This window comes from Aquabacter albus (assembly GCF_040049275.1).
GTDB lineage: Bacteria > Pseudomonadota > Alphaproteobacteria > Rhizobiales > Xanthobacteraceae > Aquabacter.
The window spans coordinates 162,795-179,766 of the sequence record NZ_JBDZDT010000001.1 but is presented as its reverse complement, the minus strand read 5'-3'; the positions used below and the strand labels follow the sequence as shown (position 1 = coordinate 179,766).

Here is a 16,972-nt window from a genome sequence, read left to right as displayed (position 1 = left end):
TCCATAGGGAGAGACCTCAATGACCGCGCACATCAGGCCGGCCAGCGCCGGCCGCGCCTATAAAGCCCCGCCGCAGCTCACGGAAGCCGACAGCCGCACCTGGATCACACGCGGCGCCAATTTCGTGGTCGCCATGTCCAAGGTCGAGCCCGGCGCCGTGCTGAGCCGCGCCGACAATCCCGACGAATACATGGTGCTGCTCGGCGATGTGGGCGCCACGATTCGGGCGGGTGGAGAGACCATCGAGGCAGCGCCGGAAACGCTCACCATCGTCCCGCCCGGGCCGAGCGAAATGGTGGCGACAGGCGCGGGCCATGTGGTGCGCGTGCTCTCGAACCGCGCCGCCGACTTGGCCGGCAAGGCAGAGAATGCCGCGACCTATGCGGACGGCGCCGCCGAGGTCGCGCCGCTCATTCCCTGGCCGGAACCGCCCGGCGGCTTCAAGCTGCGCAATTACAGGCCATTCGACTACGACAAGCCCGACACCAATATCCGGCTGTTCCGCTCGACGAACCTGATGATCAACGTGCTCACCAAGCGCACCGCGCCGCGCGACATCAGCAAGCTCAGCCCGCACGCCCACGATGATTTCGAGCAGGCCTCGCTACTGCTGGAGGGCGATTATATCCATCACCTGCGGTATCCCTGGGTGCCGGACATGTCGCAATGGCGTCCCGACGAGCACCTGGAGATCGGCAGCCCGTCGGTCACCGTCATCCCGCCCAGGGTGGTGCATACGAGCCGCAATATCGGCGACAAGCGTTCCTGGCTGATCGACATCTTCGCCCCGCCGCGGCTCGACTTCTCGCGCAAGCCGGGCCTGGTGCTGAATGCCGACGAATATCCGATGCCTGCAGACGCATGATGCGCGCCATCGAAATCGAACGCCCGGGTGGCCCCGAGGTGCTGCGGATGACCGACATGCCGCGTCCTCGGGCAAAGGCCGGGGAGGTTGTGATCCGGGTTTTCGCGGCCGGCGTGAACCGTCCGGACATCCAGCAGCGCCGCGGCCTTTATCCGCCCCCGCCGGACGCGTCCCCCCTTCCGGGCCTCGATGTGGCCGGCCTCATTGAAGAAGTGGGCGAGGGCGTCAGCAGCGTGAAGGCCGGCGACAGCGTGTGCGCGCTTGTGAATGGCGGCGGCTATGCCGAGTTCTGCAGCGTTCCGGCTGTGCAGTGCATGCCGGTTCCGAGCGGCCTCACATTCGCCGAAGCGGCTTCGCTGCCGGAGGTCTTCTTCACCGCCTGGAACAACATTATCTGGCTTGGAAGGCTGGCTCGGCGCGAAGCCATTCTGATCCAGGGCGGGACGAGCGGTGTGGGTCTCGCCGGCATCCAGATCGCCCGTCAGTTGCGCGACGCCACTGTCTTCGCGACCGCCGGCACGGCGCAGAAGAGGCAGGTCTGCCTGGAGGTGGGGGCGCATTACGCCATCGATTATCGCGGCGACTGGGAAAGCGAGGTCCGGAGCGCGACCGGCGGGGAAGGCGTCGATGTGGTGCTTGATGCGCAGGCGGGCGACTACACCCAGAAGCAACTGGACCTTCTGAAATCCGACGGACGCCTCGTCCTCATCGCAAGCCATCTCGGCGAGAGCGCCGAGGTGAATGTCCGCGCCATCGTCCGCCGCCGGCTGACGCTGACCGGCTCCACGCTGCGGCCACGGCCGGCCTCCTACAAGGGCGCCATTGCCTCCGAGCTGGTGCAGCATGTCTGGCCACTGATCGAGGCAGGCCGCATTGTCACCCGGATCCACGCTGTGTTTCCGTGGGAGCAAGTGCGCGACGCACATGAGCTGCTCGACCGGAACGCGCAGATCGGCAAGGTGGTGCTACTGGTCGATCCCCAGCGCGCGCAAAGCCTCCCGGAGCGTGTCCGATGCTGACCGTCGAGTACGCAGCCGATCTGCAACTCCATGCCGGGCACCTCATGGGCGCGTCGGACTGGTTCACCATCAAGCAGCAGCACATCGACGACTTCGCGCGGCTGTCGGGCGACGACAATTGGATCCACATAGATACCGAGCGCGCGGCACACGAAATGCCGGCCGGCCGGACCATTGCGCACGGCCTCTACGTCCTTTCGCTGATCCCCTGGCTCCAACGCCGGATTTTCGCGGTTCGCAGGCGGGGGCGCGGCTTCAATTATGGCTATGACCGCGTCCGCTTCCTGGCGCCCGTGCAAGTGGACAGCCGCATCAGGCTGACCCTGTCGCTCGTCCAGGCCACCCGGCAGGCGACGGGCACGCGCATCGAATTGGAGGCGACCATGGAGATCGAGGGCGCGGACAAGCCGGCCCTGATCGCCAGGAACATCGTTTTGATCGAGGACGAATGATGTCGGTACCTGGAGAGGAAGGAAGGCTCCTCGGGAGAATACTCGCGCACGGCCTCGATAGGCCGGGCGATGAAGCCCTGCGCTGCGGCGGTGCAAGCCTGAGTTGGCGGTCGCTTCGGGAAGCCGTGTTCGAGACCGCCGGTTCTCTCGCGCCGGTGGTTGCCGAGGGCAGCGGCCGCGTCGGGCTCCTCGGCACCGCCAGTGTCGAACTCGTGGTCGCGTACTTGGCAAGTGTCGCCGCTGGCGGGTGCGCTGTGCCGCTGCCGGCCTCGGCTCACCGTGATGCTCTCTCAGGCATGATCGCCGACAGCGAGCCGGATCTTGTCATTGCGCACCACGAGAACGAACCGCTCGTCCGCACCGTTTCCGGGGTGCCGGTGCTTGCGGTCACGCCAGGGGAGGGACTTCCCCGCAGCTTCCTGCGCGCCGCGCCGCTGGAGCATGTGCGCGCCAGCGCGCCGGAGGCGGACTTCAACATCATCTACAGTTCGGGAACCACGGGACGGGCCAAGGGCATCGTCCATTCGCACGCGATGCGCTACCGGCAGGCCGCCAGAAGCCTTTTCGGGATCGACAAGGCGAGCACCATGCTGCTCGCCACCCCACTCTATTCCAACACGACTCTGATGCCATTGCTCGCCACGCTGTTCCATGGCGGCCGCGTCATCCTGATGCCGAAGTTCGACGTCGAAGCTTATCTCGACCTCGCGGAAGCCGAGCGGGTGACGCACACCATGCTGGTCCCTGTGCAATACCAGCGGATTCTGGCATCGGACGGTTTCGGGGCGCGCGACCTTTCTCATTTCCGGATCAAGCAATGCACCGGCGCGCCGCTGCCCGTGGCGGTCAAGGAGGCGGCCGTCGAACGGTGGCCGGGGCGCTTTCTTGAGATCTATGGTCTCACGGAGGGGGGCTGCACGTGTGTCCTCGACGTGTCCGCCTTTCCGCATAAGGCCCATACCGTGGGCAAGCCGGCTCCGGGAAACGACATCCGTATCATCGACGAGAACGGTCGCTTTCTGCCGGCGGGGATGCGCGGTGAAATCATCGGGCGGTCGGCGACCATGATGTCGGGCTATTTCCGCAACGAAGCCGCCAACCGGGCTTTCTATTGGAGCGATGGGGAAGGGGCCGTCTTCCACCGCACCGGCGATATCGGCCTGTTCGACGAGGACGGTTTCCTCGTTCTGCTCGACCGCAAGAAGGACATGATCATCTCGGGCGGGTTCAACATCTATGCGACGGACCTGGAGGAAAAGCTCCTGTCGCACCCGGCCGTCGCCGACGCAGCCGTCATCGCGGTGCCCAGCGAGCGATGGGGCGAGACGCCCCTCGGGCTGGTCGTTGCCCGGGAGGATGCGCAGATCGATCCTGGCGAACTCCTGGCCTGGACCAATGCCCAGCTCGGGAAGATGCAGCGCCTGTCCGGCGTGGAATTGCGCGACGCGTTGCCGAGGTCGAATGTGGGCAAAGTCCTGAAGCAGGACCTGAGGCGGCCTTATTGGGAGGGCGGCAGATGACCGGCATCGAAATTCCCGCGCTGTCGATCCCGAAAGTGGCGCTCGTCACGGGTGCCAGCAGCGGCATCGGCAAGGCGACGGCGGCGCGCCTCGCCGCCTTGGGGTCGGCCGTCGTGGTCGGCTACAACAGCCGCCGCGCGCTGGCGGAAGAGGTGGTCGACGGGCTGCAGGGCATCGGGCATGTCGCCATGCACATCGCCATCGACAATCCGGCATCCATCTCCGAGGCGACGGCGGCCGTGGAGGCGCAGTACGGGCGGCTCGATGCGCTGGTCAATTGCGGGGGCGCCACGACCCCTGTGCCCGCCAACGATCTTGACGGGCTGACGGACGAGATCTTTGACCGAACCCTCACGGTCAATCTGCGGGGGCCGTTCGCCATGGTTCGTGCCTTCCGCCCCTTGCTGGAGCGCGGCAGCGGGGCAGCCGTCGTGAACATCTCGTCCATCGCGGCCCGCACGGGACTGGGCAGCAGCCTCGCTTATCTCGCCGCCAAGGCGGGCGTCGATGCGCTCACCATCGCGCTCGCGAAGGTTCTCGCGCCGAAGATCCGCGTCTTCTCCGTCTCGCCGGCCGGTGTGGACACGGATTTTGTCCCCGGCCGGAGCCGTGAGCAGCTCCAGAAAACCTCGGAGAGATTCCCGCTTGCCCACGTCACCACCCCTGACGATGTGGCGAGGGCGGTTATCGCCTGCATCGTCAACCTGACCAGTTCGACGGGCATTGTCGTGCCGGTGGACGAAGGCCGGCACCTTTAAGGGCAGGGACCGATGGAAAAGCTGAAATTCTACATCGACGGTGCCTGGGTGGATCCCGCCGCGCCGTCAACCCTGGGCATCGTCAACCCTGCGACCGAGGAGACCTTCGCGCAGATCAGCCTGGGCTCGTGGCAGGATGCGGACCGGGCCGCCAAGGCCGCGCGCCGCGCTTTCGCGGCATATTCCGAGGTGAGTGTCGAAGGCCGCCTGTCCTACCTAGAAAAGATCATCGCAGGCTTCAGGGCGCGCCTGCCGGAACTGGCGCAGATGATGACCCTCGAAATGGGGGCGCCCATCACGTTCGCCACAGAGCGCCAGGCGACCGTCGCGCTGTTTCATTTCGAAGAAGCGGCGCGCGTGCTTGCCCGATACAAATTCGAGGAGCGGATGGGGGACGGGATCGTCCGCCGCGAGCCGATTGGTGTCTGCGGGCTGATCACGCCATGGAACTGGCCGCTGAACCAGGTGGCCTCCAAGGTCGCGCCGGCGCTCGCAACCGGCTGCACCGTGGTCCTGAAACCCAGCGAGATCGCGCCGCTCAGCGCGATGCTGTTTGCCGAGATCGTCCACGACGCGGGCCTGCCGGCCGGTGTCTTCAATCTCGTGAATGGCGACGGGCCCACGGTGGGCGAGGCCATCGCCGCCCACCCCGAGATCGACATGGTGTCCTTCACCGGATCGACGACGGCCGGTGTCAGGGTGGCAAAGTTTGCCGCGGATACGGTGAAGCGCGTCGCGCAGGAACTGGGCGGCAAGTCCGCCAACATCATCCTCGCCGATGCCGACCTGAAAGCCGCCGTGATCGCGGGCGTTCACGCCTGCAATACAAATGCCGGCCAGAACTGCCAGTCCCCCACGCGCATGCTGATCCCGCGTGCGCAGCGGGATGCCGCGTTCGAGGCGGCGCGCGCGGCCATCGACACCATTCGCCTGGGAGACCCGCTCGATCCGGCGTCCACCATGGGGCCGCTGGTGAGCGAGGCGCAGTTCGAGAAAGTGCAGGATCTGATCCAGTCGGGCCTCGATGAGGGCGCGACCCTGTTGGCGGGCGGAACGGGGCGGCCTTCGGGCCTCAACCGTGGATATTACGTTCGCCCCACCGTCTTCGGTGACGTGACCCCGCAGATGAGGATCGCGCGCGAAGAGGTCTTCGGCCCCGTTTTGTCCATCATGAGCTATGACAGCGAGGAGGAAGCGATCGAAATCGCCAATGACACGCCGTTCGGATTGGCGGGCTTCGTGCAGTCCAGGGACTTGAACCGGGCCCGTGCCGTCGCCAACCGCATCCGGGCGGGGCGCGTCTATCTCAACGGCGCTCCGTTCGACCGCAGCCTGCCCTTTGGCGGCTACAAGCAGTCCGGCAATGGGCGCGAATTCGGGGTCTTCGGCTTTGAGGAATATCTCGAGGTGAAGGCGATCCTCGGCCACCGGGAGTAGGGGGCTATCTCTCACAGCGCGCGCATCGCCTCGATGCTCTGCTCGATATGTGCGCGCGCCTCCTTGAGCGCCGGCACCAAGGTGTCGATCAGGGTGGAGCGCCGCACGGCCGAGCGGAAATAGGTCAGGCCCAGCGTCGCCAGCACCAGCCCGTCGGCCATGATGGGCACTGCGATCGTGCCGGAATTCTTGGGCTCGACGTTCGGGTCCCGCTCGGCGAAGCCGCGGCTGCGCGTGGAGCGGACCAGCTGCTGCACCGTGCGCGTGAGATTCTCCGGGTGGTCCTCGGCATGGCCGGAGGCGCCCAGCATTTGGACCAGAAGCCGCCGCTCCTCCTTCGGGCAATAGGCCAGATAGGCGCGGCCCAGCGCGCGGGAAACGAGGCTGAGCCGCAGGTTGAGCGTGGCGTGGAACGGCGAAATCGGGCTGTCCGGAATGGTGCTGAAGCGCACGAACACCGCGTCTTCCTGCAGCACCGCCACCGCCGCCGGCCACTTCAGCTTACGCGTGAGGTCGATCGCCCAGGGCCGCGCGGCCTCGATCACCATGGGGGCGCCATGGAAGCCGCTGCTCAGCGCGGCGACCTTGGATGTCACCTGATAGCCGCCGAGCCGGCTGTCGCTGGCGGCAAAACCTTCCGCCATCAGGGTTTCCAGCAGGCGAACGATGGTCGGCTTCGGCAGGCCGGTGCGCTGGTGCAACTCGCCCACGCTGGTGACGCGCTGCCGGTTAAGCTCGGTCAGGAGAGCGAGCGCGCGCTGGACGGACTGAACCGGAGGAAAGGACGGCATGCCATTGCGTTACCGCAGGCGTGCCCTCCTGTCACGATGGACAGCGGAAGTCCTCGTCGATCACGGCGGAGCGCCGTCCAGCATTGATCTGGATCAATTCCAGGGCAGTTGCCCACAATTAAAGCAAGTTCGCTGCCTTGAAGCGCCAGTGGACGCGCTCACCACGCGCATCAGGTGCGCCTCCAGGAGTTGGCCTACTTCCGCGCTTAAGCGGGCAAGGGCTCCGCGTCGGGCTATCGGGCATTGCCTTCCGTTGGGGTGTCTAGAGCGTCGCCTTGCACGGCGGCGCTGTATGAGACCCCGCGCCTCCAGTGTCATGTGCATCCGTCTTCCCTCGCAGTGCCCGCGTGTTCTGCCGCTTCTTGGCATGCCCTCTGCATAAAGGCGGATACGAAGCATGCTTCTCTTTTTTGCCGTTTCACCCGGGAGATCGTGATGAAAACACCACTCCGCCTCGCCACGCTTGCCGCCTTCTCGCTCGCGCTTCTCGCGAGCGCCGCCTCCGCCCAGACCATCAAGATCGGCGTCAACGAGCCGCTGACGGGCCCGTTCGCCGCCTCCGGCACCTATGTGGTGAACGGGGCGAAGATCGCCGCCGACGAGATCAACGCCAAGGGCGGCGTGCTCGGCAAGAAGATCGAGTTGGTAATCGAGGACAATAAGAGCAACCCCACCGAGGCCGCCGCCGTGGCCGAGAAGCTCATCACCTCCGACAAGGTGCCGGTCATGATGGGGGCCTGGGGCTCCAGCCTCACTTTGGCGGTGATGCCGAAGCTGGTGGATTACGAGGTGCCCATGCTGGTGGAGACGTCCTCCTCCGGCAAGATCACCACGTCGGGCAACCCCTTCATCTTCCGCATCTCGCCTCCCTCCTCGCTGGAGGCGGAGCTGTTCGAGCCGAAGGTGGGAAATCTGGGCCTGAAGAAGGTGGACTTCCTGGTCATCAACAATGACTGGGGCCGCGGCACCGCCACCGATTTCAGCGCCATGCTGAAGACCAAGGGCGTGGACGTGGGCCTCGTGGAGACCATGGACCCGGCGGCGCAGGACATGAGCGCCCAGCTCGCCAAGATCAAGGCGTCCGACGCCGACACCCTCATCGTGACCTCCGCCGTGGACCAGCTGACCCTGATCTTCAAGCAGATGGCGGCGCTGGGGATGAAGAAGCGCGTCATCACCACCGGCGGCTCGCAGAATCCCGACCAGATCATCGCCCAGGCGGGCGCCGCCGCCGAAGGCACCATGCACCTCACCACCTTCCTGCCGTGGGATCCGGCCCAGACCCCGGACCCCGCCGCGACCACCTATTTCCTCGAGGAGTGGAAGAAGCGCGGCTTCTCGTTTGCGGGCGCGACCGAGAGCTTCCGGGGCTATGACGGCATCCGCACCATCGCGGCAGCCATCCAGAAGGCCGGCGTCGCCGAGCCGAAGGCGATCCAGAAGGCGCTCTGGGACACGAAGCTCACCGGCCTCAACGGCCCCATCGCCTTCGTGAAGACCGGGCCTGCGGGCAAGGAGAGCGGGCAGAGCAAGCCGCTCGTCTATCTCATCAAGATCGAGGGCGGGAAGGTCAGCCTCGTCAACATCTGAGCCGTCCATGTCCCGCCCGGCACGGCGCCGGGCGGGCTCCTTTCATGCGCCCATCCCGGAGCCATCCGTGACGCAGTTGCTGCAACATCTCGCCAACACGCTGGTGCTCGGCGGCACCTATGCGCTGTTGGGCATAGGCCTGACGCTGATCTTCGGCATCATGAACGTGGTGAACTTCACCCACGGCGCGCTCTATACCTTCGGCGCCTATGCCGCCTACATCGCCTCGGTGGCGCTTGGCCTCGATTTCTTCCTGGCGCTTCCCGTGGCCATCGTGGCCGGGCTGCTGCTGGGCGCGCTGATCGAGTTCGTGCTGCTGCGCCCGCTGCGCGGCTCGGATATCGACACCACCATGCTGGTGATGATCGGCGCCGGCATCATCCTGCAATCGGGCACGCTGTGGGTGTTCGGCGGGGTGGCGAAATCCATTCCCACGCCGTTCCCTGACGCCCCGCTGCAGATCGGTCCCGTGTCGCTCTCCTGGGTGCGGGTGTTCGTGTTCGCCGCGGCGCTGGCGCTGATCGCACTCACCTACGCCGCCATCAACGGCACCAAGCTCGGGCGCGCCATGCGGGCCGCCTTCCAGGACGCCGACACCGCCGCTTTGATGGGGGTGAATGTGGGCTTCATCTACACCGCCACCTTCGCCATCGGGTCGAGCCTTGCGGCCGCGGCGGGCGCGCTGCTGGGACCGGTCTATGTGGTATTCCCGCAGATGGGGGATCTGGCGGCGGTGAAGGCCTTCGCCATCGTCATACTGGGTGGGCTCGGCAGCATCACCGGTGCCACCATCGGCGGCTTCATCCTGGCGCTGGCGGAGGAGTTCGGCGCCGGCTACGTCTCGTCGGGCTATCGCGACGCCATGGGCTTCCTCATCATCATCGCGGTGCTGCTGGTGAAGCCCACCGGCCTGTTCGCGCGGGCGGAGCGCATCGGATGATGCGCTATCTCCCCCTCGCGCTTCTCGTGGTCCTGGCCCTGCTGCCGCTGGGCCTCAGTGACCCCTATCTGCTCAACGCGCTCATCCAGACCGGCATCTTCACCATCGGCGCCATGAGCCTCAACCTACTGCTGGGCTATACCGGCCAGCTCAGCCTCGGGCATATCGCCTTCTTCGGCATCGGCGCCTATGTGAGTGCGCTCACCGCCCTGGGCTTCGACGTGGAATTGCTGTTCGGCTTGCGGGTGGTGCACGAGCCCTGGTCGCCGCTCGCCGGCTTCGCGCTGGCGGTAGTGATCGCCGGGGCCACCGGCTATCTGGTGGGGCGCCTCTCGTTCCGGGTGCGCGGCGCCTATTTCGTCATCGTCACCATCTCGTTTGCCGAAGTGGTGCGGCTCGTGGCGCTGAACTGGGTGGAGCTCACCCAGGGCCCGCTGGCGCTCACCGGCATCCCGGGCATGCGGCTGGGATTTCCGGGCCTCGGCGAGATGATCTTCCGCACCAAGGTGCAGAATTACTATCTCGTGCTGGGCATCGCCGCCGTCAGCTTCCTGGTGGTGGCGCGCTTCACCCGGTCGCGCTTCGGCCGGGCCATGCGCGGGCTAAAGGAGAATGAGGCCCTGGCCCTCTCCGTGGGGGTGAACGCCACCCGCACGCTCACCATCGCCGCCACCGCGTCGGCCGCCATGGCGGGCGCGGCCGGCAGCCTCTATGCGCATTATTTCCGCATCGTGGACCCGGACGTGTTCCTGTTCTCCTACACGGTCACCATGGTCATCATGGTGGTGAGCGGCGGCAAGGGCACATTGGCCGGGCCGCTGGTGGGGGGATTGATCTTCGGCCTGCTCCCCGTGGCCCTGCGCCCGGTGATGGCGCCGGAGGCGCAGTGGATCGTCTATGGGGCGGTGCTGATCCTCATCCTGTTCGTGATGCCGCGCGGCATCGTGCCGAAGCTGGAGGACCTGTTCGCCGCCCGCCGCGCCCGCCCTGTCGCGGCGCAAAAGCCCATCGAGGCGGAGGGCCGGCCATGACGACGCATCCCCAGGACGAGACGCCGCCAATTCTTTGCGTGGACCACGTGGCGGTGCGCTTCGGCGGTCTCACCGCCATCGCGGACTTGCATTTCGACGTGCGCCCCGGCGAGATCCTGAGCCTCATCGGGCCGAACGGCGCGGGCAAGACCACGGCGTTCAACGTCATCACCGGCTTCCTGAGACCCACTTCGGGGCAGGTGCGCTTCAAGGACGTGCCGCTCACCGGGCTCCAGCCCCACCGCATCACGCGGCTGGGGCTGGCGCGCACCTTCCAGCGCACCAGCGTGTTCCCCAGTGACAGCGTGCTGGACAATGTGCTCATCGGCCTTCACCGGGAGGGCGGCGGCCGGCTGCTGGATGCGGTCTTCAACCTCTCGCGCGAACGGGCGGCGGAGCGCGCCGCGCGCGAAAATGCCCGCGAGATCCTCGACCTTGTCGGCCTCGCCGGCCGGGCCCACGAGATGGCGGGGGCCCTGTCCTATGGCGAGCAGCGCCTGGTGGGGGTGGCGCTGGCCCTGGCCACCCGCCCCGCCATGCTGCTGCTGGACGAGCCGGTATCGGGCATGAACGCCTCGGAGACCCAGGTGTTCGTGCAATTGCTGCGGGCCATCCGGGCGCGGGGTGTCACCATCCTTCTGGTGGAGCATGACATGCCCATGGTGATGGAGGTGTCCGACCGCATCGTGGTGCTGAACTATGGCCGCCTCATCGCGGAGGGGCCGCCGGACGCGATCCGCGCCGATCCGGCGGTCATCGAAGCCTATCTCGGCAAGGGCGCCGCCAAGGCCGCGCAGCAGGAGGCCGCCCATGCTTGAGATCCGCGATCTGGTCTGCGCCTACGGGCAGGTGGCGGCGCTGAAGGGCATCTCGCTCGAGGTGGGCGCAGGGCGCCTCGTCGCCCTCATCGGCGCCAATGGCGCGGGCAAGTCCACCACGCTGCGATCCATCTCCGGGCTTGTGAAGCCGCGATCCGGCTCAATTCGGTTCGAGGGCGAGGACGTCACCGGCGCCGACCCGCGCCGCATGCTGGCCTTGGGCATCGCCCATTGCCCGGAAGGCCGGCGGGTGTTCCCGCACATGAGCGTGGCGGAGAACCTCGCCATGGGCGCCTATCTGCGCAGCGATGCCGCCGGCGTGCGGCAGGATTATGCGCGGGTCTATGCCGACTTTCCCCGCCTCGCCGAGCGCCGCGCCCAGGCGGCGGGCACGCTGTCGGGCGGCGAGCAGCAGATGCTGGCCATCGGCCGGGCGCTGATGTCGCGGCCCAAGCTGGTGCTGTTCGACGAGCCCTCGCTGGGCCTGGCGCCCAACATCGTCGAGCAGGTGCTTTCCATCATCCGCGCTATCCGCGATGGCGGGGTGACCGTCCTGCTGGTGGAGCAGAACGCCTATGCGGCGCTGGAATTGTGCGACCACGCCTATCTCCTGGAGGCGGGGCGCATCGTCATGCAGGGGGCGGGCGACGCCTTGATCGCCGACCCGCACGTCCGCGCCGCCTATCTCGGCGGCGAGGTGGAGACCGCCCACCGCATTCGCGCCTGATCCGGCTCCGCGCTCCTGCGCGGGGCCACTTCCAGGCCAGCGAGGGCTGGAATTCCCCCTGGTCAGGCCTCATGCCGTTAGGGAAGGAAGCTTCCCTCAAGCTTTGTCCACAAGCCTGGCCCGCTGGGGTGATCGCGCAGGCCGCCGCCACAAGGCTGAAGGGCAGGAACCGTCTAAGCGCTGGTAAAAGTCGTCTGCGGCCCCATGGGCTACCGCTGCTGACCCGGTTTCAGGGTAAGCCCCGCGCAGTGCGATTGAACGCGCGGCGCGAATCGATATGAGTCCAGCCATGATTTTTTGCCCCCAGACCGCAGGCCGGTCGCCGCCATGACGGCACCCGCCAAGGTGGCCATCGACCTCGGCACCCGCGCGGGCGGAGGCACGGCCGAGCTGAATCTGGAGGAGCTTCTGGCCACGCGTCTCCTGGTGCAGGGAAATTCCGGCTCCGGAAAATCGCATTTGCTGCGCCGCCTGCTCGAGCAGAGCGCCCCTTGGGTGCAGCAGGCGGTCATCGACCCCGAGGGCGATTTCGTCACTTTGGCGGACCGCTACGGCCATGTGGTGGTGGACGCCCAGCGGGGAGAGGCGGATCTCCAGCGCATCGCGGCCCGGGTGCGCCAGCACCGGGTCTCGGTCGTGCTCAACCTGGAGGGGCTCGACGCCGAGCAGCAGATGCGCGCCGCCGCCGCTTTCCTCGGCGGCCTGTTCGATGCCGACCGGGATGTCTGGTATCCTGTCCTGGTGGTGGTGGACGAGGCGCAATTGTTCGCGCCCGCCGCCGCCGGCGAGGTGTCCGACGAGGCCCGCAAGGTGTCCCTCGGCGCCATGACCAATCTGATGTCCCGCGGCCGCAAGCGCGGCCTCGCGGGGGTCATCGCGACCCAGCGCCTCGCCAAGCTCGCGAAGAATGTGGCGGCTGAGGCGTCCAATTTCCTCATGGGCCGCACCTTCCTCGACATCGACATGGCCCGCGCCGCCGACCTCCTGGGCATGGAACGGCGTCAGGCCGAGATGTTCCGGGACCTGGAAAGCGGCAATTTCATCGCCCTCGGCCCGGCCTTGGCACGCCGCCCGCTGCCGGTGCGTATCGGTGCGGTGGAGACCTCGGCGCGCTCCACCAGCCCCAAGCTGGTGCCCCTGCCGGAGCCTTCAGCCGCCGAGGACGCCCACGATCTGATCTTCACCCCCGGCGCCGACGAGGCGCGCCAGCCTTTGGTGCCGCGCCGGCCGCCGGCGGTCGCGCCCACGGCGGACGTGCTGGCCCAGCTTGCCCGCAGCGTGCCGCCCGCGCCGCCACCCGCCGCCGAGCCGCCCCCCGGCCTCTCGCCCGAGCAGCGCCAAGCCGCCATCGATATGGCGCTGCGCGAGATCCTGAACGAGAGCGATGCCGGGTTCCGCTCCATCTCCGTGCTCTATCAGGATTTTCTGGTGCGCTGCCGGATCCGCCGGATTGGCGGCGATCCCCTCAGCCTCTCCGCCTTCCGGCGCCGGCTCGCAGTGGCCCATGCGGGCATCGACCTCGCCGAGGCGGAAGCGGAGGATTCTCCCTGGGCGGAGGTGCTGACCATGGCCGGAGGGCTCCCGGAGGACATGCAGGGCGTGTTCCTTTCCCTCGCGCGCGCCGCTTTCGACCGCCGTCCTTGCCCCTCCGATGCGGATGTCGCCCGCGCCTATGGCAGCCGCTCCCCTGGCCGGGCGCGGCGCCTCCTGGCTTATATGGAGGAGCGTCAGGTCATCGTGTGCCGCCTGGACGGCCGCGGCCGTCGCATCGTGGCCATCCCCGGCCTCGCCTGGGAGACCGAGCCCGGCGATCCCAACGCTGTTGCAAGTGCGACGGAGCCCGAAGCGACGCAGGCGGACTGAGCCGCAGGCATCCAGAGGTTCGCGCCGTTACGGCTCGCTCAGCTCACCGTCGGCCGCGCCTGGATGACCGGCGCTGCTGCTGCGAAGATGGCGTCGCGGGTTCCGTTGCGCGGGGGATAGATGCGGATGCCGTTGATGGTCTGCTTCGTGGCCTTGGCTTCGGCGCCCTTGGCCACCAGCCGGCCGCGCTCCCAGCCGGCCGTGTAGAGCGCGCCGAGCGGGCCGAGATCGAGAATTGTCACATAATCGGGTGCGGTGAAGGGCACCCGGTCTTCGAGGCGGCCCATGAGGTCGCACATCGCATTGTGCCCGGCGAGGCGCCCCATGGGGCGGGCATGCTGGCAGGACATGACGGTCACATGCCCCAGCTCGTCCGCCTGGGCGCTGGCGCAATCCCCCGCCGCATAGACACCCTCCACGCCCTCCACCTTCAGGAAGCGATCGACGGGAAGCCGCCCGAGCCGGTCGCAGGCGACGCCGAGATCCCGTGTCAGCGGGCTCGCTTTCATGCCGGTGGCGAAGATCACGGTGGCCGCCGGAATGCGCTCGCCCCCTTCGAGGACGACACCCGCGCCATCCACGGCGGCGACGGCGGAGCCGGGCCGCGTCTCGATGCCGAGCGTAGTGAGCGCGTCGAGGATCACGTCGCGCCCTTCGCCCATGGCGGCGCCGATGTTTCCGTGGTCGATCAGCACCACCCGCACCGGGGCGTCTGCCACGAGCGCGGCGCGGAGCCGGTCGGGAAGCTCGCACGCGATCTCCAGGCCGACGAGCCCGCCACCGATCACCACGGCGGTGCCCGTCGCGGGGGCCCGCGGCCGGCTCGCAAGGGCCGAGAGATGGGCGGCGAGACGTCGGGCACCGTCATAGGTGTCCACGTCGAATGTCTCCCCATCGAAGGGGATCGGCGGGCGCGTGAGCGCGCTTCCGGGCGCGAGGAGCAGGCGGTCGTAAGAAAGGTTCGGCAGATCCTTCCCCGCATCCTGCATCGTGAGCGTGCGGGCCGTGGGGTCGATGCCCGTCACCCGTCCCTCGATCCGCCGCACGCCGATGGGCCCGAGCGTCTCGTCGAGGGGCAGGCGCACCGGCGCAAGGTCGGCCTCGTAGCATCGCACGCGAATGGTGTGGAAGGGATCCGGGGAGACGAGGACGATCTCCAGTTCTTCCTCCGGCACTGCGAAGAGCGCCCGCGCCCGGGCCGCGCTCGCTGCGCCCCAGAGACCGGCGAAGCCACCTCCGACCACCACGACCCTGTGCGACATGCTGCGCCTCCCATAAAGCGAGGATAGCCTGAACCTGGACTGGTGACGACCAGGGCCCGTGCGGCCTTATTTCGGGTTCTGGAGCAAGCCGTTGGAGCCGTGCCGCATTCAGCGCATCATCTGCGTATGATCGACCTGCGCAATATAGAGACATTCTTCTGGGCGGCCGCCCTTGGGAGCCTGCGGGCGGCCTCCGAAAAGCTTGGAACCACGCAGCCGGCGGTGTCGCAGCGCATCGCCTCGCTGGAAACGGCGCTGGGCGTGCGGCTGTTCGAGCGCGATGCGCGCGGGGTGAAGCTGACCGCCAAGGGCCACGAACTGCTCGCCCATGCCGAGCGGATGATCGAGGCGCGGCGGGACATGATCCGTGCGGCGCGGGACCAGAGCACCATGGCCGGCACGCTGCGCATCGGCGTCGCCGAGACCATCGTCCAGACCTGGCTGCCCGCGCTCATCGAGCAGATCCATACGGCCTATCCGGCCCTGGTGCTGGAGATTGAGGTGGACAGCACGCACGTGCTGCAATCCCACCTCATGGGACGGCAGATCGACCTTGCCTTCCTGATGGGGCCGGTGCTGGAGGCGCGGGTGGAGAATCTGCCGCTCTGCACCTATCCCCTGGCCTGGGTGGCGAAGCCCGGCCTCGCGCTGGGGCCCGGGCCGGTCTCGCTGGACGAGGTGGCGATGCTGCCCATCATCACCTACGCCTCCAGCAGTTCGCCCTACCGCATGGTGCGCGACATGCTCATGCGCGCCGGCATCTCGACCCCGCGCATGTATGGCAGCGCCTCGCTCTCCATGGTGGTGCGGATGGTGCTGGATGGCATCGGCCCCGCCGTCATCACGCCGGTCTTCCTCGGCAAGGAACTGGAGCGCGGCGATCTGCGCCTGCTGGATGTGGTGTCCGACCCGTTGCCCGACCTCAACTTCACGGCGAGCTGGATCGATGGGCCCGACAGCTACCCCTCCCGCATCATCGCCCGCATGGCGCAGCAGGTGGCGAGGGACGAGACCGCGAGGGGCGAGCAGGAGAGGGAGGAGGTATAAATTAAATTTAGACCTCGCTTCCAAACATACAATTGGACAGCAAATGTCCTGATGCCCTGCAATGTCTCCCACACGCGCGGTGGTCGTCGGCTGCGTGCCCTTCCTGCCCCGCATCTTCTCGAAAGGTTCGGGGCCGCGTCACCTCCCTTTCAGCAGGTCGTCATGGAACTGAAGTTCGACATCGCCGCGGACGCCGCAACCTCTCCCCTCACGGTCACGCTTACCGAACTGGTGGTCGCCGGCTGGGCGGGACGGGACATGGCCGCCATCGAGCACCATATCGAGGAGCTGTTCGCCATCGGCGTGCCGCGCCCGAGTGCCGTGCCGCTCTATTATCGCGCGGCGGAGAATCTGATGACGCAGTCGGAGCGCATCCAGGTTCTCGGGGCCCAGACCTCCGGCGAGGTGGAGACCTTCGTGTTCAGCGCGGGCGGCGAAACCTATGTGAGCCTTGCCTCGGACCACACGGACCGCAAGCTGGAAACCCAGAGCGTCGCCTTGTCCAAGCAGATCTGTCCCAAGCCCATCGCCCGCACGGCCTGGCGCTTCTCCGACGTGGCGGACCATTGGGATGAGATGATCATCCGGGCCTTCATCGAGGAGGGCGGAAAGAGCGTGCTCTATCAGGAAGGCCCGCTGGCTGCCCTGCGCCCGCCCATGGAACTGGTTGCGGGCTTCACCGGCGGGGCGACGCGCCTGCCGGAAGGCGTCGGCATGATCTGCGGCACGGTGGGCGCCATCGGCGGCATCCGTCCGGCGCCCGTCTTCACCATGGAGCTGTTCGACCCGGTGAAGGGCCGCATTATCCGCCACCGTTACACGGTGGACGTGCTTCCAGAGGTGGCCTGAGCC

Annotated in this window: 16 protein-coding genes; 14 read left to right on the top strand and 2 right to left on the bottom strand. The window is 67.5% G+C overall.

Annotated features, from left to right (window positions below; all coding sequences use genetic code 11):
* The first annotated feature begins 19 nt into the window (after positions 1-19).
* Genes ABLE91_RS00740 through ABLE91_RS00715 form a run of 6 tightly spaced genes read left to right on the top strand, consistent with a single transcriptional unit; the run spans position 20 to position 6,051 of the window.
* On the top strand, positions 20-865 hold the full coding sequence (locus ABLE91_RS00740) for a cupin domain-containing protein (RefSeq protein ID WP_348927464.1): 846 nt from the start codon (positions 20-22) through the stop codon (positions 863-865).
* On the top strand, positions 865-1,884 hold the full coding sequence (locus ABLE91_RS00735) for an NAD(P)H-quinone oxidoreductase (protein ID WP_348927462.1): 1,020 nt from the start codon (positions 865-867) through the stop codon (positions 1,882-1,884). The genes ABLE91_RS00740 and ABLE91_RS00735 overlap by 1 nt, the downstream gene beginning before the upstream one ends.
* Positions 1,878-2,336, top strand: coding sequence for a MaoC family dehydratase (locus tag ABLE91_RS00730; protein ID WP_348927460.1), 459 nt, complete (start codon positions 1,878-1,880; stop codon positions 2,334-2,336). Before ABLE91_RS00735 ends, ABLE91_RS00730 begins: the two co-directional genes overlap by 7 nt.
* On the top strand, positions 2,333-3,856 hold the full coding sequence (locus ABLE91_RS00725; protein WP_348927459.1) for a class I adenylate-forming enzyme family protein: 1,524 nt from the start codon (positions 2,333-2,335) through the stop codon (positions 3,854-3,856). Before ABLE91_RS00730 ends, ABLE91_RS00725 begins: the two co-directional genes overlap by 4 nt.
* A complete protein-coding gene (locus tag ABLE91_RS00720; RefSeq protein WP_348927456.1) occupies positions 3,853-4,614 on the top strand; it encodes an SDR family NAD(P)-dependent oxidoreductase in 762 nt (253 codons plus the stop codon). Before ABLE91_RS00725 ends, ABLE91_RS00720 begins: the two co-directional genes overlap by 4 nt.
* A gap of 12 nt (positions 4,615-4,626) precedes the next feature.
* Complete coding sequence (locus ABLE91_RS00715; protein WP_348927454.1) at positions 4,627-6,051, top strand: aldehyde dehydrogenase family protein; 1,425 nt, start codon at positions 4,627-4,629, stop codon at positions 6,049-6,051.
* An 11-nt stretch (positions 6,052-6,062) separates the two neighbouring features.
* Here ABLE91_RS00715 and ABLE91_RS00710 read toward each other — a convergent pair whose 3' ends face one another.
* The gene (locus tag ABLE91_RS00710) at positions 6,063-6,842 is read right to left on the bottom strand and encodes a DNA-binding transcriptional regulator (protein ID WP_348927451.1); all 780 of its coding nucleotides are present in this window, start codon (positions 6,840-6,842) and stop codon (positions 6,063-6,065) included.
* Between the two features lie 435 nt (positions 6,843-7,277).
* Here ABLE91_RS00710 and ABLE91_RS00705 point away from each other — a divergent pair, with 435 nt between their 5' ends.
* The 6 genes from ABLE91_RS00705 (at position 7,278) to ABLE91_RS00680 (ending at position 13,811) form a co-directional block, all read left to right on the top strand.
* Positions 7,278-8,432, top strand: coding sequence for an ABC transporter substrate-binding protein (locus ABLE91_RS00705; protein ID WP_348927449.1), 1,155 nt, complete (start codon positions 7,278-7,280; stop codon positions 8,430-8,432).
* A 67-nt stretch (positions 8,433-8,499) separates the two neighbouring features.
* Positions 8,500-9,372: a branched-chain amino acid ABC transporter permease gene (locus ABLE91_RS00700; protein WP_348927447.1), complete on the top strand. Its 873-nt coding sequence runs from the start codon at positions 8,500-8,502 to the stop codon at positions 9,370-9,372.
* Positions 9,369-10,403, top strand: a complete 1,035-nt coding sequence (locus ABLE91_RS00695; protein ID WP_348927445.1) for a branched-chain amino acid ABC transporter permease — start codon at positions 9,369-9,371, stop codon at positions 10,401-10,403. Before ABLE91_RS00700 ends, ABLE91_RS00695 begins: the two co-directional genes overlap by 4 nt.
* Positions 10,400-11,221, top strand: coding sequence for an ABC transporter ATP-binding protein (locus ABLE91_RS00690; RefSeq protein WP_348927443.1), 822 nt, complete (start codon positions 10,400-10,402; stop codon positions 11,219-11,221). The genes ABLE91_RS00695 and ABLE91_RS00690 overlap by 4 nt, the downstream gene beginning before the upstream one ends.
* Positions 11,214-11,948: an ABC transporter ATP-binding protein gene (locus ABLE91_RS00685; protein ID WP_348927440.1), complete on the top strand. Its 735-nt coding sequence runs from the start codon at positions 11,214-11,216 to the stop codon at positions 11,946-11,948. The genes ABLE91_RS00690 and ABLE91_RS00685 overlap by 8 nt, the downstream gene beginning before the upstream one ends.
* A gap of 327 nt (positions 11,949-12,275) precedes the next feature.
* Positions 12,276-13,811 (top strand): ATP-binding protein, encoded by a 1,536-nt coding sequence (locus ABLE91_RS00680; RefSeq protein WP_348927437.1) that lies wholly within the window; start codon positions 12,276-12,278, stop codon positions 13,809-13,811.
* A 38-nt stretch (positions 13,812-13,849) separates the two neighbouring features.
* On the opposite strand, the gene ABLE91_RS00675 is transcribed toward ABLE91_RS00680, so the two are convergent.
* Positions 13,850-15,073: an NAD(P)/FAD-dependent oxidoreductase gene (locus tag ABLE91_RS00675; protein ID WP_348927434.1), complete on the bottom strand. Its 1,224-nt coding sequence runs from the start codon at positions 15,071-15,073 to the stop codon at positions 13,850-13,852.
* Between the two features lie 126 nt (positions 15,074-15,199).
* Between ABLE91_RS00675 and ABLE91_RS00670 the strand changes: the two genes are divergently transcribed.
* The gene (locus ABLE91_RS00670; RefSeq protein ID WP_348927431.1) at positions 15,200-16,120 is read left to right on the top strand and encodes a LysR family transcriptional regulator; all 921 of its coding nucleotides are present in this window, start codon (positions 15,200-15,202) and stop codon (positions 16,118-16,120) included.
* Positions 16,121-16,282: 162 nt separating this feature from the next.
* Positions 16,283-16,969 carry a DUF2848 domain-containing protein gene (locus ABLE91_RS00665; RefSeq protein WP_348927429.1) on the top strand — a complete coding sequence of 229 codons (687 nt, stop codon included), beginning with the start codon at positions 16,283-16,285 and terminating at the stop codon, positions 16,967-16,969.
* The last annotated feature ends 3 nt before the right edge of the window (positions 16,970-16,972 follow it).

Excerpts from the sequence above, each read along its gene's own strand:
- ABLE91_RS00665 (WP_348927429.1), top strand. The coding sequence starts at position 16,283 with ATGGAACTGAAGTTCGACATCGCCGCGGACGCCGCAACCTCTCCCCTC.
- ABLE91_RS00730 (WP_348927460.1), top strand. The coding sequence starts at position 1,878 with ATGCTGACCGTCGAGTACGCAGCCGATCTGCAACTCCATGCCGGGCAC.
- ABLE91_RS00720 (WP_348927456.1), top strand. The coding sequence starts at position 3,853 with ATGACCGGCATCGAAATTCCCGCGCTGTCGATCCCGAAAGTGGCGCTC.
- ABLE91_RS00740 (WP_348927464.1), top strand. The coding sequence starts at position 20 with ATGACCGCGCACATCAGGCCGGCCAGCGCCGGCCGCGCCTATAAAGCC.
- ABLE91_RS00735 (WP_348927462.1), top strand. The coding sequence starts at position 865 with ATGCGCGCCATCGAAATCGAACGCCCGGGTGGCCCCGAGGTGCTGCGG.
- ABLE91_RS00690 (WP_348927443.1), top strand. The coding sequence starts at position 10,400 with ATGACGACGCATCCCCAGGACGAGACGCCGCCAATTCTTTGCGTGGAC.
- ABLE91_RS00705 (WP_348927449.1), top strand. The coding sequence starts at position 7,278 with ATGAAAACACCACTCCGCCTCGCCACGCTTGCCGCCTTCTCGCTCGCG.
- ABLE91_RS00680 (WP_348927437.1), top strand. The coding sequence starts at position 12,276 with ATGACGGCACCCGCCAAGGTGGCCATCGACCTCGGCACCCGCGCGGGC.
- ABLE91_RS00715 (WP_348927454.1), top strand. The coding sequence starts at position 4,627 with ATGGAAAAGCTGAAATTCTACATCGACGGTGCCTGGGTGGATCCCGCC.
- ABLE91_RS00725 (WP_348927459.1), top strand. The coding sequence starts at position 2,333 with ATGATGTCGGTACCTGGAGAGGAAGGAAGGCTCCTCGGGAGAATACTC.
- ABLE91_RS00670 (WP_348927431.1), top strand. The coding sequence starts at position 15,200 with ATGATCGACCTGCGCAATATAGAGACATTCTTCTGGGCGGCCGCCCTT.
- ABLE91_RS00675 (WP_348927434.1), bottom strand. The coding sequence starts at position 15,073 with ATGTCGCACAGGGTCGTGGTGGTCGGAGGTGGCTTCGCCGGTCTCTGG.
- ABLE91_RS00710 (WP_348927451.1), bottom strand. The coding sequence starts at position 6,842 with ATGCCGTCCTTTCCTCCGGTTCAGTCCGTCCAGCGCGCGCTCGCTCTC.
- ABLE91_RS00695 (WP_348927445.1), top strand. The coding sequence starts at position 9,369 with ATGATGCGCTATCTCCCCCTCGCGCTTCTCGTGGTCCTGGCCCTGCTG.
- ABLE91_RS00685 (WP_348927440.1), top strand. The coding sequence starts at position 11,214 with ATGCTTGAGATCCGCGATCTGGTCTGCGCCTACGGGCAGGTGGCGGCG.